Annotated in this window: 9 protein-coding genes; all 9 read left to right on the top strand. The window is 66.8% G+C overall.

Annotated elements, in window-relative coordinates:
• Nucleotides 1-147: 147 nt before the first annotated feature.
• The 9 genes from galA to ABQ039_RS03610 all read left to right on the top strand — a co-directional run bounded on the left by galA (nt 148) and on the right by ABQ039_RS03610 (nt 15,813).
• A complete protein-coding gene (gene galA, locus ABQ039_RS03570) occupies nt 148-3,042 on the top strand; it encodes a beta-galactosidase GalA (protein WP_349778179.1) in 2,895 nt (964 codons plus the stop codon).
• Entirely contained in the window at nt 3,039-5,474 is a 2,436-nt protein-coding gene (locus ABQ039_RS03575) for an alpha-N-acetylglucosaminidase (protein ID WP_184610234.1), read from the top strand. Before galA ends, ABQ039_RS03575 begins: the two co-directional genes overlap by 4 nt.
• Nucleotides 5,475-5,595: 121 nt before the next feature.
• Nucleotides 5,596-6,762, top strand: a complete 1,167-nt coding sequence (locus ABQ039_RS03580) for an acyltransferase family protein (RefSeq protein ID WP_184610237.1) — start codon at nt 5,596-5,598, stop codon at nt 6,760-6,762.
• Between the two features lie 260 nt (nt 6,763-7,022).
• Nucleotides 7,023-7,745: a GntR family transcriptional regulator gene (locus tag ABQ039_RS03585; protein WP_016900882.1), complete on the top strand. Its 723-nt coding sequence runs from the start codon at nt 7,023-7,025 to the stop codon at nt 7,743-7,745.
• A gap of 46 nt (nt 7,746-7,791) precedes the next feature.
• Complete coding sequence (locus ABQ039_RS03590; protein WP_024940299.1) at nt 7,792-9,069, top strand: sugar MFS transporter; 1,278 nt, start codon at nt 7,792-7,794, stop codon at nt 9,067-9,069.
• A gap of 40 nt (nt 9,070-9,109) precedes the next feature.
• Nucleotides 9,110-10,177: a LacI family DNA-binding transcriptional regulator gene (locus ABQ039_RS03595; protein WP_024940298.1), complete on the top strand. Its 1,068-nt coding sequence runs from the start codon at nt 9,110-9,112 to the stop codon at nt 10,175-10,177.
• A 5-nt stretch (nt 10,178-10,182) separates the two neighbouring features.
• On the top strand, nt 10,183-11,211 hold the full coding sequence (locus tag ABQ039_RS03600; RefSeq protein ID WP_016900885.1) for an SIS domain-containing protein: 1,029 nt from the start codon (nt 10,183-10,185) through the stop codon (nt 11,209-11,211).
• A gap of 2 nt (nt 11,212-11,213) precedes the next feature.
• A complete protein-coding gene (gene nagA, locus ABQ039_RS03605; RefSeq protein WP_184610240.1) occupies nt 11,214-12,368 on the top strand; it encodes an N-acetylglucosamine-6-phosphate deacetylase in 1,155 nt (384 codons plus the stop codon).
• 781 nt (nt 12,369-13,149) lie between these two features.
• Nucleotides 13,150-15,813: a TonB-dependent receptor gene (locus tag ABQ039_RS03610; protein WP_184610243.1), complete on the top strand. Its 2,664-nt coding sequence runs from the start codon at nt 13,150-13,152 to the stop codon at nt 15,811-15,813.
• Nucleotides 15,814-15,932: the final 119 nt, after the last annotated feature.

Here is a 15,932-nt window from a genome sequence, read left to right on the forward strand (position 1 = left end):
GAGCACTGCGCCGGCAGGCACCGCTGCGGGTGGCAGCCAGCAGCGCAGGCAATGCCGCAGGTGTGATGGACGCGCGCCATGCAGTGGTCACGCGCGCGCCGCGTGCGTCACGGAGCGCGCCTGCGGTGCAGGCTGGCGGGCGCCATCATGCGCAGGCGTGAGTTCCTTGCCGGCAGCGTCTGCGCCTCGTCGCTGCTTGGCGTGCCGGCGCTGCTGCCGGGCGCGGCGAACGCTGTAGCGACACGCGCGGGCAGTGGCGGCACGCCGCGTCCCGCGCCACCGCCAGCGGGCACCGATGACTCCGGCCAGTGGCTGGACCTGGACGAGGGCTGGCGCTTCCATGCCGGCGATCTGCCGCCGCCGCGCCTGCTTGCGCAGGACGAGACTTACGACAACGCCAAGGCCGGCCGCGCCTGGGGCGCAGCGGCGCCGGACTACGACGACACCGGCTGGCGACAGCTGCAACTGCCGCACGACTTCGTGGTGGAGCAGGCGGTGCGCGCCGACGCCAACATCGCGCAGGGCTATCGCCCGCGCGGCATTGCCTGGTACCGGCGCACGCTGCGGCTGGACGAGTCCGTGCGCGGCCAGGCGGTGGAACTGCGCCTGGACGGCATCGCCAGCCATGCCACCGTGTGGGTCAACGGCATGCTGATGGCGCGCAGCTGGAGCGGCTACAACGGGCTGGTCATCGATCTCACGCCGGTCGCGCGCTACGGCAATGCCGTGAACAGCATCGCCATCCGCGTGGATGCCGAGGCGATGGATGGCTGGTGGTACGAAGGCGGCGGCATCTACCGGCACACCTGGCTGGTGCTGCGTGCGCCCTTGCATATCGCCGGCGATGGCCTGGCGGCGGTGCCGCGCGAAGGCCCGGGCGATCTCTGGCAGCTGCCGGTGCAACTGGACCTGGTCAACAGCGGCGAACAGCCTGCCGAGGCGTGGGTGGATGTGGCGCTGCGCGACCCAGACGGTGCTGTCGTGGCGAGTGGCGAGACGCAACTGCGCGTGGCTGCATTCGGTACCGTGCAGGCGGCCATCAGCATGTCGGTGCCGCAACCGCAGCGCTGGAGCGTGGACACGCCGGTGCTGTACCGCGTGCAGGCCAGCGTGCGTGGCGCGGACGGCCGCAGCGACCATGCCGAGTGCGAGATCGGCTTTCGCAGCCTGCGCTTCGATGCCGACCACGGCTTCTTCCTCAATGGCCGCCCGCTCAAGATCAAGGGCGTATGCCTGCATCAGGACCATGCCGGCGTCGGGGTGGCGCTGCCCGATGCCTTGCACGCGTTTCGCCTGCAGCGCTTGAAGTCGATGGGCTGCAATGCCATCCGCCTGCATCACGCGGTGGCACCGGAACTGCTGCAGGCCTGCGACCGGCTCGGCATGCTGGTGATGGCCGAGAACAGGCTGTTCAATCCCGCACCCGAGTATGTGGCGCTGCTGCAGAACATGGTGCGGCGCCAGCGCAACCATCCCAGCGTGTTCCTGTGGTCGCTGCTCAACGAGGAGCCGCTGCAGGGCACCGCCACCGGTTACGCGATCATGGCGCGCGCCGCCAGCGCCGTGCGCGCGCTCGACGACAGCCGCCCGATCACCGCCGGCATGAACGACGGCATGTTCGCCACCCGTGGCGCGGCCGATGTTGTGGACGTGCTCGGCTTCAACTACCGCCAGTTCAACTACGACCGCGTGCATGCGGCGCGGCCGCGTACGCCGATGCTGTCCAGCGAGGACACCAGCGCGTTCCAGACCCGCGGCGCGTGGTTCACCGACCTGGACGCGCACGTGGTGGCCGAAGACGACAGCTTGGCCGCGGACTGGGGCAATACCCACCGCCGTGCCTGGCAGCTGATTGCCGAACGCCCGTTCGTCGCCGGCAGCTTCGTCTGGACCGGCTTCGATTATCGCGGCGAACCCACGCCGTTCGAATGGCCGTCGGTGGGCGCGTTCTTCGGCATCATGGATCAATGCGGATTTGCCAAGGGGGCCTACTGGTTGCGCCGCGCGCTGTGGATCGACGACGCGCCGGTGCTGCACCTGTTGCCGCACTGGAACTGGCCCGGTCGCGAAGGCCGGCCGATCAAGGTGATGGCGTTCTGCAATGCTACGCAGGTGGAGCTGTGGCTCAATGGCCGCTCGCTGGGCAAACAGGCGGCGGATCGCGCGCAGATGAATCAGTGGCAGGTGGATTATGCGCCGGGCGTGCTGGAAGCGGTGGCCTGGCGCGACGGCCGCGAGGTGGCGCGTACGCGGGTGGAAACCACCGGCGCGCCTGTCGCGTTGCGGCTCACGCCCGACCGCCCCCAGCTGCGCGGCGATGGCCGCGATGCGCAGCCGGTGACATTGGAAGCGGTGGATGCGCAAGGTCGCCACGTGCCCGATTGCAATGCAATGCTGACGCTGCAGATCAGCGGTGGCCGCTTGCTGGGGGTTGGCAATGGCGACCCGAATGCACACGCCGCCGATCAGGGCATGCAAGTGGCCCTGTTCAACGGGCTGGCGCAGGCGATCGTGCAGGCCGAGTGTGGCGCAGGCGTATTACGGCTGCAGGCGCGCAGCGCAGGCGTGCGCGATGCGGTGGTCGAGATCGCGTGCGTGACGGTGCCGCTGCCAGCCACGGTGCCGATCGTGGCGCCGGTGATGGTGGTCGAAAGCTGGCGCCACACCGCCGCCTTCGCGCAGCCGCCGGCGCCGGATCTCTCGCGCCGCCCCAACGACAACAACAGCTGGAGCAATACGTTGCCCGGCACCCTGGAAACCGCGCCCGAACGCGCCGGCTACGTGTTGTACCGTACCCGGTTCACGCCGTGGCAGGGCGTGCAGGCCCACGGCGGCATGCTCGACCTGGGCCGCCTCAGCGGGCCGGCGCAGGTGTTTCTGGATGGCCGTGCAGTGACGCAGGCGGCGGCCGGCACACCGATCAAGTTGGCGCTTGCACCCGCGACCGGCGCGCGCACGCTGGCGGTGATCCTGCAGGTCGCTGCGGATCAACCGTTTGGATTCCACGACGTCGTCACCGTGCAGTATCGGAACTCGCCATGATTACCTCATCGTTTTTCCTGGCCGCGCCCGTGCGGCTGTTCGCCGGCGCAGTGCTGGGCGCGTTGCTCGCCGTTCCCCTCACCGTGCTGGCCACGCCACCCGCACAGGCGGTGCTGCAACGCCTGATTGGCGCACGCGCCACCCAGTTCGAGATGCGCGTGGCACCGCGCGGCGATGGCGCGGACTGGTATCGCATCGATGCCGGCGGCGACACGGTGCGCATTGCCGGCTCCTCGCAGGTGGCCTTGGCGCGTGGCGCCTACGTCTATCTGGGCCAGGCCGGTGCGGCCTCGATGAGCTGGGAAGGCGACCGCGTGGCGCTGCCGGCGCAATGGCCGGCCTACAGCAGCGGCCAGGTGCGCACGCCGTTTGCCCATCGCGCCTATCTCAACACCTGCACCTACGGCTACACCACGCCGTTCTGGGACTGGCCGCGCTGGCAGCGCGAGATCGACTGGATGGCGCTGCACGGCATCGACATGCCGCTGGCGATGGAAGGGCAGGAGGCGATCTGGCAGGCGCTGTGGCGCGAGTTCGACGTGGGCGATGACGCGCTGGCGGAGTATTTCTCCGGCCCCGCCTTCACCCCATGGCAGCGCATGGGCAATATCGAAGGTTATCGTGCACCGTTGCCGCAGCAATGGATCGACAGCAAGCGCGTGCTGCAGACGCAGATCCTCACCCGCATGCGCGAGCTGGGCATGCAGCCGGTGCTGCCGGCGTTTGCCGGCTACGTGCCCAAGGCATTCGCGCAGGCGCATCCCAACGCGCGCATCTACCGCATGCGCGCCTGGGAAGGTTTCCACGAAACCTACTGGCTGGATCCGCGCGATCCATTGTTCGCCCAGGTGGCGCGCCGGTTCCTGGAGCTGTACACGCAGGCCTACGGTGCAGGCGAGTTCTATCTGGCCGACGCCTTCAACGAGATGCTGCCGCCGGTGGCCGACGACGGCAGCGACGTGGCCGCCGCCAAGTACGGCGACAGCATCGCCAACTCCGATGCCGCACGTGCCAAGGCCGTGCCGGCGGCGCAACGCGATGCACGCCTGGCCGAGTACGGGCAGGCCTTGTATCGCTCCATCGCGCAGGTCAATCCGCAGGCCACCTGGGTAATGCAGGGCTGGCTGTTCGGTGCCGACCGCGAGTTCTGGCAACCGCAGGCGATCGCTGCGTTTCTCGGCAAGGTACCCGACGCGCGCTTGATGGTGCTGGACATCGGCAACGACCGCTATCCCGGCACCTGGAAGGCGGCGCAGGCGTTCGACAGCAAGCAGTGGATCTATGGCTACGTGCACAACTACGGCGCCAGCAACCCGTTGTACGGCGACTTCGCGTTTTATCGACACGATCTGCAGGCCTTGCTGGCCGATCCGGACAAACGCAATCTGCGCGGCTTTGGCGTGTTTCCGGAAGGGCTGCACAGCAACTCGGTTGTTTACGACTATCTCTACGCGCTGGCCTGGGAGGGCCCGCAGCAATCCTGGTCGCAATGGCTCACGCAATACACCCGCGCGCGCTACGGCCGCAGCGATGCGGCCTTGCTGCAGGCCTGGTCGGATCTGGAGGCGGGCATCTACCAGACCCGCTACTGGTCGCCGCGCTGGTGGAACAAGCGCGCCGGCGCGTATCTGCTGTTCAAGCGGCCGACCGCCGACATCGTCGGCTTCGACGACCGCCCCGGCGATCCGCAACGTCTGCGCCGCGCCATCGACGCGTTGCTGCAGCAGGCCGACCGCTATACCGACGCACCGCTGTACCGTTACGACCTGATCGAAGACGCGCGGCATTACCTGAGCCTGCAAGCCGACCGTCAATTGCAGGCGGTGGTGCAGGCCTACGACGCCGGCGACTTTGCGCGCGGCGATGCGTTGCTGGCACGCACCACGCAACTGGTGCAGGGGCTGGATGCATTGGTCGGCGGCCAGCACGAAACCCTGGCCGACTGGACCGGCCAGGCCGCCGCAGCCGCCGGCAACGATGCCGCACTGCGTCGTGCCTATGTCGGCAATGCGCGTGCGCAGGTCAGCATCTGGGGCGGCGACGGCAATCTGGCCGATTACGCGTCCAAGGCATGGCAGGGCATGTACGCGGATTTCTATCTGCAGCGCTGGACGCGCTTTCTCGGCGCATACCGTGCGGCACGCAAGGCGGGCACACCGTTCGACGCAGCGGCAGTCAACGCGCAGCTTGCCACGTGGGAGCGCCAATGGGTCGCGCAGGACGAAGTGCCGAAGCGACAGCCACCCCGCGACCCACTGACCTTGCTGCGCGGCTTGCTGGCGCAGGTGGACGCGCAAGAGGGTTTGCAAAGCGCCATGCAACGCAATGTGCAAGGCAGTACGCACAGTGCAACGCAAGGCATTGCCCAAGGCGACGTGCACGGCATGGCGCACGGTGCCATTCGCGGCACCACGCAAGGTACTGCCCAATGAGCAGATCCATATTGCACATCGCGGCCCTCCATGAGCGCTTCCGTACCGAAGCAGCGACACTCGCCACGGGCAGCACGTCTGCAGGCCGCCTCCCCCTGCAGTCGCTGGGCAAGGAACTGCAATGAGCGCACAAACACTCTCCGCTGCGGCTGGTGCCGCAACCGCAACACCCAGGCGCGAACGCTTCCTGTCGCTGGACGTGTTCCGCGGCCTGACCATCTTCCTGATGATCCTGGTCAACACCGCCGGGCCCGGCGCGCAGCCATATGCGCAGCTGACCCACGCGGCCTGGTTCGGCTTCACGCTTGCCGATCTGGTGTTTCCCTCGTTCCTGTTCGCCGTCGGCAGCGCGATGAGTTTTGCGCTGGCCACCGGCACGCCGCACCGGCAGTTCCTCGCCCGCGTGGGCAAGCGCGCCGCGCTGATCGTGATGTGCGGCGTGCTGATGTACTGGTTTCCGTTCTTCCACCCGCAGCCCGATGGTGGATGGGCGTTCACTGCAGTCGATCAACTCCGCCTGACCGGCGTGCTGCAGCGGATCGGCCTGTGCTATCTGCTCGCGGCGCTGCTGGTGCGCTATCTGCCGCCACGCGCTATCGCGCCAGTTTGCGTCGCGCTGCTGCTGGGCTACTGGGCGTTGCTGTACGTCTTTGGCCAGCCCGGTGCGGAGCTGAGCAAGACCGGCAACGCCGGCACCCGGCTGGACCTGTGGCTGTACGGGCATGCGCATCTGTATCGCAAGGATGGCGGCTTCGACCCCGAGGGCCTGCTTGGCACGCTGTCGGCCACGGTCAACGTGCTGGCCGGCTATCTGGGCGGGCGCTTCCTGCAGCGGCACGGCAAGACCGGTGCCGCCACGCGCAGCCTGTTGCTGGCGGGCGCGGGGCTGGTGCTGCTGGCACTGCTCTGGCACCCGGCCTGGCCGCTGTCGAAGAAGCTCTGGAGCGGGTCGTTCGTCGCCTGCACGGTAGGCCTGGATCTGCTGGCGCTGGGCGTCCTGGTCTACCTGCTGGAGTTGCGCGGCTGGAGCGGCGGCAGCGGCTTCTTCACCGTGCTGGGGCGCAACCCGCTGGCGATCTACCTGTTCTCCGAACTGTTCGTGGTGGTGCTGCGGCTGATTCCGGCCGGCAGCTCCGGGCTGGACCTGTACGCCTGGGCCGGCATCCGCGTGTTCCAGACCATCGCGCCGGGCCCGCTCGGGTCGCTGCTGTGCGCGATGAGCTACACGCTGCTGTGTTGGTGCGTGGGCTGGTGGATGGATCGGCGGCGCTGGTATCTGCGGCTGTGATTGCCCGACCCGGCAATCGGTGACGCAGCCCCGGCGCGCGGACGGTGCAGCACCGGCCTGGTCATCGGCATGCATCCCGCCCTTGACCAGCGCGGTGGATACCTGCGTCAGCCAGTCTTGTCATCGCTCCCGACGATCCACAGCCGCTAATGCGCTGCAGGCAAATTGGTACTATATTGGACCTAACGAATCCAAGTCGGTCCGGAGGACAGGCAATGGCCAAACCGAAAACCGAAGCCAGGACGGACACCGACCCCCGGATGGACGCGCTGACGCTGGACGCCTCCGCGCCGACGCCGCTGTATCTGCAACTGGCGAGCAAGCTGGACGAGCAGATCCGCGGCGCGCAGTGGAAGGCCGGCGAGGCGCTACCGGCCGAGCGCCAGCTGTGCGAGCGGCTGCAGATCTCGCGGGTGACCCTGCGCCAGGCCGTGGACGTGCTGGTCGAACAGGGTTTGGTCTCGCGCCGGCAGGGCGCCGGCACCTTCGTCACCACGCAGATCCAGCACCAGCTCAGCGGCCTGACCAGTTTCAGCGAGACGCTGCGCATCAAGGGCTACGAGCCCGGCACGCGCTGGCTGGAGCGGCGGCTGCGTCCGGCGCATGGCGAAGAGATCCTGCGGCTGGGCCTGTCGCCGGATGCGGCGGTGGCCTCGCTGACCCGCCTGCGCAGCGCCGACGACCGGGTCATGGCCTACGAGCATGCGGTGTTGCCGCAGCGCATCGTCGCCGACCCGCAGCAGATCGGCGATTCGCTCTACAGCTACCTGGACGCGCAGGGCACCCCGGTGGTGCGCGCGCTGCAGTACTTCCGCGCGATCAATCTGCCCGCGCGGCTGGCCGAACACCTGCGCATGAAGACCGGCGAGGCGATCCTGCATGTGGTGCGCGTGGGCTATGCGCGCGACGGCAGCGCGATCGAATTGACCGACACCTATTGCCACAACGATTTCTACGATTTCGTCGCCGAACTGCGTCGCTGATCCAGCGCGGCGCCCCCCAACCGACAACTCAAGAGCCAGCCGATCCATGACTACCGCCAGGCCCGCAAATCCCGTTGTCTCGATCGCCATCGTCGGCGTGCTGTTCTTCATCATCGGCTTCTTCACCTGGATCAACGGGCCGCTGATCACCTTCGTGCGGCTGGCGTTCGACCTCAACGAGGTCAACGCCTTCCTGGTGCTGATGGTGTTCTACCTGTCGTACTTCTTCCTGGCGCTGCCGGCGTCGTGGATCCTCAAGCGCACCGGCATGAAGAAGGGGCTGGCGCTGAGCCTGGTGGTGATGGCGGTGGGCGCGGCCGGATTCGGCCAGTTCGCCACCCAGCGCTGGTATCCGGGCGCCTTGGGCGGCCTGTTCGTGATCGGCAGCGGCCTGGCGCTGCTGCAGACCGCGATCAACCCGTACATCAGCATCCTCGGGCCGATCGAGAGTGCGGCGCGGCGGATCGCGCTGATGGGCATCTGCAACAAGATCGCCGGCATCCTGGCGCCGATCCTGATCGGCTCGCTGGTGCTGCACGGCATCGGCGATCTGTCCGCGCAGGTGGCCAGCGCCGATGCGGCGACCAAGCAGCAGTTGCTCACGGCCTTCGCCGCCAAGATCCACGCACCGTATCTGGTGATGTCCGGCGTGCTGCTGTTGCTGGCGATCGGCGTGCTGTTCTCGCCGCTGCCGGAGCTGCGGGCCTCCGAGGCCAATGCCACGCCCGGTAGCGCGGTTGGCGTGCAGAAGTCCAGCATCTTCCAGTTCCCGCACCTGTGGCTGGGCGTGTTGTGCCTGTTCGTCTACGTGGGCGTGGAAGTGATGGCCGGCGATGCGATCGGCACCTACGGCCACGGCTTCAATCTGCCGCTGGACAGCACCAAGATCTTCACCTCCTACACGCTGGGCGCGATGCTGGTTGGCTACATCGTCGGCCTGGCGTTGATTCCGGGTGTGATCTCGCAGGCGCGCTATCTGAGCGTGTCGGCGGTGCTGGGCGTGCTGTTTTCGCTGGGCGCGCTGCTGACCCACGGCTATGTGTCGGTGGGCTTCGTGGCCGCGCTCGGTTTTGCCAACGCGATGATGTGGCCGGCGATCTTTCCGCTGGCCATTCGCGGGCTCGGCCGCTTCACCGAGATCGGGTCGGCCTTGCTGGTCATGGGCATTGCCGGCGGCGCGATCATTCCGCAGCTGTTCGCCATTCTCAAACAGCACTACGACTTCCAGGTCGTGTTCGCTGCGCTGATGGTGCCGTGCTATCTCTACATCCTGTTCTATTCGCTGCGCGGTTACCGTGTGGGCCTGCCGGCCCAGGCCAAGTGAACCAGGCAGCATGATGCGTTCCGACGAACAAGGCACACCCATGCGCAGGCCCACCATCAAAGATGTCGCCGAGCGCGCCAAGGTCTCGTTGAAGACCGTGTCGCGCGTGATCAATAACGAACCGTCGGTGATGCAGGCCACGCGCGCGCGCGTGCTGCGCGCCATCGCCGATCTCGACTACGAACCCGACCCGTCCGCGCGCAATCTGCGCAGCGGCACGCCGTTCGTGATCGGCCTGGTCTACGACAATCCCAACCCGTATCACATCATCGGCATCCAGAACGGCGTGCTGGCCGCCTGCCGCGAAACCGGCTTCGGCCTGCAGATCCATCCCTGCGATTCCACCTCGCCATTGCTGGCCGAAGAACTGGCCGAATGGGTGCAGCGCTCGCGGCTGGCCGGCGTGGTGCTGACCGCGCCGATGTCCGAGCGCCCCGAGTTGATGGCCGGCCTGGCTGCGCGCGGCATCAAGAGCGTGCGCATCATCGCCGCCACCGACGATCCGGGCGACGGCCCCTGCGTCTATATCGACGACCGCGCTGCCGCCTACGAGATCACCGAGCATCTGGTCCAGCTGGGCCATCAGCGCATCGGGTTCCTGTGGGGTGGCCCGCAGCACCGCTCCAGCGGCGAGCGCTACGCCGGTTACGAGGCCGCGTTGAAGGACTACGGCATCACCCTGGACAAGCACTTGGTGATTCCCGGCGATTACACCTTCGACGACGGCTTCCGTGGCGCGCGCCGGCTGCTGTCGTTGCGCGAGCCGCCCACCGCCATCTTCGGCAGCAACGATGAGATCGCTGCGGGCGTGCTGGCCGCGGCCAAGTCCACCGGCATGAACGTGCCGTATCAATTGTCGATCGCCGGCTTCGAGGACAGCCCGTTCTCGCGCCAGTCCTGGCCGGCGCTGACCACCGCCAAGCAGGCCACCGACGACATCGCGCGGCATGCCGCACGCCTGTTGATCAGCCAGCTGCGCAGCGATGCCTACGACGACCAGCCCGCGCAGTTGCAGAACCGCGGCTTCGTGCCGCAGCTGGTGGTGCGCGGTTCCACTGCACCGGCGCAGACGCCGTCCGCCAAATCCCTTCCTCCCGAATCCGCCTGAGCACGATGAGCCTTCCCACCGAAACCGAGACCTTGATGTTCCGCGAGGCGGCGCAGACCGCCGACGTGGTCGCCGCACAGTTCGCCCGCAATGCCGACACCGTCGCCGCCCTCGCGCAGTCGCTGCGCGATACGCCGCCGCCGTTCGTGGTGACCTGTGCACGCGGCAGTTCCGATCACGCAGCGACCTACGCCAAGTATCTGTTCGAAACACAACTGGGCATCGTGACCGCCTCTGCATCGCCGTCGGTGGGCTCGGTCTACGCATCGCCGCTGCAGTTGCGCGGTGCGCTGTACATCGTGATCTCGCAATCGGGCAAGAGCCCGGACCTGCTGCGCAATGCCGAGGCCGCCAAGGCGGCCGGCGCGCGCGTGGTCGCCCTGGTCAACGTCGAGGATTCACCGCTGGCGCAGCTGGCCGAGGTGGTGATTCCGCTGGGCGCAGGCCCGGAAAAAAGCGTCGCTGCCACCAAGAGTTATCTCGCCTCGCTGGCTGCGCTGCTGCACCTGGGCGCGGTGTGGAAGAACGACCCGGCCCTGCTCGCGGCGGTAGAGGCACTGCCGCAGCAGTTGCGCGCCGCCTGGCAGGCCGACTGGTCCGCGCTCACTGCCGGCCTGGTGCCGGCACACAACCTGTTCGTGCTCGGTCGCGGCCTGGGCCTGGGCGCGGCGCAGGAAGCGGCGCTGAAGTTCAAGGAAACCTGTGGCCTGCATGCCGAGGCGTACAGCTCGGCCGAGGTCAAACACGGGCCGATGGCGCTGGTGGGGCCGGGCTTCCCGGTGCTGGTGTTCGCCCAGCCCGACGAAACCGGCGCCGGCACGCGTGCGCTCGCCGCCGAATTCCGCGCGCGTGGCGCGCAGGTGTGGCTGGCCGCCCCCGACGGCGATCTGCCGCTCGTGGATGCGGCACATCCGGCCAGCGCGCCGCTGCTGACCGTGCAGAGCTTCTACCGCGCGATCAACGCGCTGGCCCTGCAGCGTGGCAACAATCCCGATCTGCCGCCGCATTTGAACAAGGTCACGGAAACCGTTTGAACATGGATGCTTCCCCGATTCAAGCGTTGTGCAATGCACGCGTGCTCACCGACGATGGCTTGCAGGATGGGCTGGTGGTCCTGCTGGCCGGCACGCAGATCCAGGCGGTGGTGGCGGCCGACGATGCGCGTGTTGCGCAGGCGCATACGCGCGTGGATCTGGGCGGCGCCACCTTGCTGCCCGGCTTCATCGACATCCAGGTCAACGGCGGTGGTGGCGTGTTGTTCAACAATGCGCGCGACCCCCAGGCGCTGGCCACGATCGCGGCCGCGCATCGCCGCTACGGCACCACCGGCATGCTGCCAACATTGATCAGCGACACCGCCGAGGTCATGGCCGAGGCGATCGCCGCCACGCGCCAGGCCATCGCGCAAGGCGTGCCCGGCGTGCTCGGCATTCATCTGGAAGGCCCGTACCTGAGCCCGGCCCGCAAGGGCACGCACGACGCGCACAAGTTCCGCCTGCCCGACGCACACGAGATTGCCGTCGATACCTCGCTGGACAACGGCGTCACCCTGATCACGCTCGCACCCGAGCGCGTGCCGCTGGACGACATCCGCGCCTTTGTCGCCGGCGGCGCGATCGTGTTTGCCGGCCACACTGCGGCCAGCTACGAGCAGGCGTGCGACGGCATTGCCGCCGGCGTCAGCGGTTTCACCCATCTGTACAACGCGATGTCGCAGCTGGCCGGGCGTGAGCCCAGCGCGGTCGGCGCCGCGTTGGAAGACCCCGATGTGTGGTGCGGCATCATCGTCGATGGCGTGCACGTGCACCCGGCCAGCCTGCGCGTGGCGCTGGCCGCCAAACCGCGCGGCAAGCTGTTGCTGGTCACCGACGCCATGCCGATGGTCGGTGCCGGCAGCCCCAGTTTCGACCTGTACGGCGAAACCATCACCGCCGTGGACGGCGTGGTACGCAATGCCGACGGCGCACTGGCCGGCTCGGCGCTGGACATGGCCACGGCCGTGCGCAACAGCGTGCAGTGGCTGGGCGTGGATCTGGCCGAAGCCGCGCGCATGGCGTCCACCTATCCGGCGCAATGCATCGGTCTGGGCCAGCGCCTGGGCCGCATTGCACCCGGCTATCAGGCCGATCTGGTGCTGGTGGATGCAGACGTGCAGGTACTTGCCACCTGGGTCGCCGGGCAGCGCGAGTAAGTCCGCTCGCCGCCGCACGAACCCGTTCGTGCGGCGCGATGCGTTTGAAACCTTGTTTGCGGTCGTGTCTGCGGTGAACCGCCATCGTCGGTACGCTGCAGCATGAGCGTGCGTGCGTGCGTGCGCGAGTGCAGGGCATGCTTTCGCCAAGCTCCGGAAAGGCATCAGTGTCGAACGCTGGAGCAGCCAAGCAGAAGTCGGGCGCTTTCGGCGTCACGCAGCGCGTAGTGCAACCGACGCGCTTTCCGTTGCAGTAGACGCTCGACGATGACTGCAGCCGCATGCGCTTGCAGCACGTCAGCACTGCAATCGCAGTGGTTTGGCAAGGCGCCGCATACACCATCCACCACGACAAAGCCTGCAACACACTCTGCATCGCAACATCCGGCTGCGCAGCCTTGTGGCATCAGGCCGCTACGCGCAGTGGTCTGCATCGTCGATGCACATGAGTGCGAACACGATCACGCTGTCATTCCAATATCTGCGTCGGCGGTGCGGTTTCAGGCATGAAACTGGGCTTTTGTGGCAGCGAGTTGACAGCCCCGGCCGCGAAAGGCACCTTCGCTGATAACGTTGTCAGCGAGCAGGAGCCACTTCTGAATTCTTGAAAGCGTTGTCGTCCGGCCGCTGGTCGGACTGGCGCTGACCCGCATGCCGCTACGGCAGTGCGGGACGCTGCTCGCATCCGGCACAGGGGACGGAGTGCGGGCATGTCACGCGCACCGCGCGTTGTCGTGCAACCACATGGTTGCCACCTGACATCCGTCAAGAGGTCTACGCAATGCCGTCTTCCCGTGTATTCGAGTTGTCCCGTCACCTGTTCTGTCATGCGCACCCGCTGCGTCGTACTCCATTGAGCACTGCAGTCCGCGGCCTGTTGATCGGTGGCGCTACCCTGGCAGGTCTTGCCGCGTTGCCCGCAGGTGCGCAGGAGCAGGCTGCAGTCCCGCAGGAACAGGCGCCCGCGCAAACCAATCCCTCGGTATCCACGCTGGACGAGGTCAAGGTCGTCGGCTATCAGGCCAGCCTCGGCAAGGCACTCAACGTCAAGCGCAACGCCGATGCGATCGTCGATGCGATCAGCGCCGAAGACATCGGCAAATTCCCAGACACCAACGTCGCCGAGTCGCTGTCGCGCCTGTCCGGCATCACCGTGGATCGCCAGTTCGGCGAAGGCGAGAAGGTCAGCATCCTCGGCACCGATCCGGCACTCAATCGCGTGCTGCTCAACGGCCAGACCATTGCCTCCACCAGTTGGGGCGGCGATCCCAACGACCCGGACAGCCGCTCGTTCAACTACAGCACGCTGGCGCCGGAAGTGGTCGGCCTGATGGAGGTCTACAAGACACCGGAGGCACGCATCGACGAGGGCTCCATCGGCGGCACCGTGATCGTGCACACGCGCAAGCCGCTGGACCTTGAGCGCAACACGCTGACCGGCACCCTGAGCTACGGCTATAACGATCGTTCCGAGGAGGGCAAGCCGAATGCCTCGGCGCTGTACAGTTGGAAGAACCAGGATGAAACGCTCGGTGTGCTCACCTCGGTGATGCATTCGCAGCGTGTGTTGCGCCGCGATGGCGTGGAGATCTTCGGCTACGACAATGTGCAAGGCGCAGGGTTTCCGGCGTCCGTGGTCGGCAACAACACCGGCGTCTTTCCGACCTCGATCAACACCGCGTTGTTCCAGCAGACACGCAAGCGCGACGGCGTCAGCGCGGCGCTGCAGTGGAAGCCGGATGCCGATTTCGAGCTCAACCTGACCGGTTTGTACGTCAAGGAAAGTTTCGACAACTACAACCAGAGCCGCTATGGCTACTGGGGTTCCACCCCCGGCGATGCGCAGGCGCTGGGCTTCGAGAACGGCGTGGCGACCTCGGGTACGTTCGGCGACCAGTCCAACACCTACCTGGACGGCTACCTGCGCAACAGCGAGGTCAGCACCGGCAGCATCCATCTACGCGCCGACTGGCATGGCGATGGCTGGAATGCGTCCAGCCAGGTGGGCTACACCAGTTCGCAGGGTGGCGCCGAGCGCATCTACGGCATCCAGTTCCGCAACCTCGCCGGTTACAGCTACAACATCGACGGGCGTCGTACCGCGATGGACTACAGCACCGACCCCACCAACGCGGCGGCGATGCAACTCAATAACGCCTCGGCCAGCCACAGCCCGCAGTACGACAAGGAGCGCTACCTGCAGCTGGACTTCGACCATGCGGTGGAGTGGGGGCCGTTCACCCAGATCCTCACCGGCATCAAGTTGACCAATCACGCCACCGGGCAGTCCTCCTACAGCCGCACATGGACCCCGAACGACGGCAGCACGCTGGCCGCGTTCTCGCCGGGCACCACGCCGTCGGGCTATCTGGACGGCTTGTCGACCAGCGCCGACATGCAGCGCTGGTCGACCATCAACAGCGGCGCCATCAGCCAGTACATCGGTGGCCTGGAAGGCGATGACGGCTTGCCGATCAGCTACGCCGGCAACTACAGCATCGAAGAGCAGAACCGCGCCTGGTTCCTGCAGGGCAATTTTTCCGGCGAGCGCTATCGCGGCAACGTCGGCGTGCGTTACGTGCACACCCGCGATTCCACCGATGGTTTCAGCTACGCGCCCGGTGGCGGCTATACGCCGGTCAACTTCCTCAACAGCTACGGCAAGTGGTTGCCGTCCTTCAACATCGCCTACGACCTGCGCGACGATCTGATGCTGCGCTTTGCTGCGTCCAAGGTGATCGCACGGCCGCGCTACACCAACATGACCCCGTACGTGGCCACCGACGACACCACGCTCACCGCGTCCACGGGCAATCCTGGATTGAGTCCGTACGAGTCCACCAACCTGGGCGCATCGCTGGAGTGGTACTTCTCCGACAGCAGCCTGCTCAGCGGCGAGTTCTTCTCGCGCGATATCTCCAACTACATCCTGACCACGGTGGAAGACCGGGTGTTCTTCAACAACGCCACCGGCGGCTCGAGCACCTATCAGACCTCCGTGCCGACCAACGCTGGCGATGCCAAGGTGCGCGGCGTTGCGCTCAACCTGCAGCACAACTTCGGCAACGGGTTCGGCGTGGTGGCCAACTACACCTATTCCGATTCCAAGACCGACGGCGATTACAGCCTGCCGTACAACTCGCGCAACGCCTACAACATCAGCCCGTACTACGAGCAGGGCAAATGGAGCGCGCGGGTGAATCTGGGCTGGCGCTCGGAATACTTCACCCAGATCGGCCGCCTCAACGGCCAGCAGATGACCGATGCATTCACCCAGGTCGATGCCTCGTTCGGCTACCAGGCCACCGAGCGCCTGCGCGTGGCGCTGGAAGCCACCAATCTGCTGGATGAAACCTACTTCAGCTATATCGGCAACAAGAACCAGCCGTACTACATCTACAAGAACGGCCGCTCCTTCATGCTGAGCCTGAATTTCAAGCTGTGACGTCGGCCGGGCGGCTGCTTTCGGGCAGCCGCCTTGTTGCAATGGCGGCGACTCGCGTTTGCAATGAGTCGCTGACGGTCGCCGGCGGATCTTTCGCCAGCCAGTATCGCTGCAGCAAC

This window comes from Xanthomonas sp. WHRI 6108 (assembly GCF_040202385.2).
Lineage (GTDB): Bacteria > Pseudomonadota > Gammaproteobacteria > Xanthomonadales > Xanthomonadaceae > Xanthomonas > Xanthomonas arboricola.

Excerpts from the sequence above, each read along its gene's own strand:
- ABQ039_RS03590 (WP_024940299.1), top strand. The coding sequence starts at position 7,792 with ATGACTACCGCCAGGCCCGCAAATCCCGTTGTCTCGATCGCCATCGTC.
- ABQ039_RS03600 (WP_016900885.1), top strand. The coding sequence starts at position 10,183 with ATGAGCCTTCCCACCGAAACCGAGACCTTGATGTTCCGCGAGGCGGCG.
- galA (WP_349778179.1), top strand. The coding sequence starts at position 148 with ATGCGCAGGCGTGAGTTCCTTGCCGGCAGCGTCTGCGCCTCGTCGCTG.
- ABQ039_RS03610 (WP_184610243.1), top strand. The coding sequence starts at position 13,150 with ATGCCGTCTTCCCGTGTATTCGAGTTGTCCCGTCACCTGTTCTGTCAT.
- nagA (WP_184610240.1), top strand. The coding sequence starts at position 11,214 with ATGGATGCTTCCCCGATTCAAGCGTTGTGCAATGCACGCGTGCTCACC.
- ABQ039_RS03575 (WP_184610234.1), top strand. The coding sequence starts at position 3,039 with ATGATTACCTCATCGTTTTTCCTGGCCGCGCCCGTGCGGCTGTTCGCC.
- ABQ039_RS03595 (WP_024940298.1), top strand. The coding sequence starts at position 9,110 with ATGCGCAGGCCCACCATCAAAGATGTCGCCGAGCGCGCCAAGGTCTCG.
- ABQ039_RS03580 (WP_184610237.1), top strand. The coding sequence starts at position 5,596 with ATGAGCGCACAAACACTCTCCGCTGCGGCTGGTGCCGCAACCGCAACA.
- ABQ039_RS03585 (WP_016900882.1), top strand. The coding sequence starts at position 7,023 with ATGGACGCGCTGACGCTGGACGCCTCCGCGCCGACGCCGCTGTATCTG.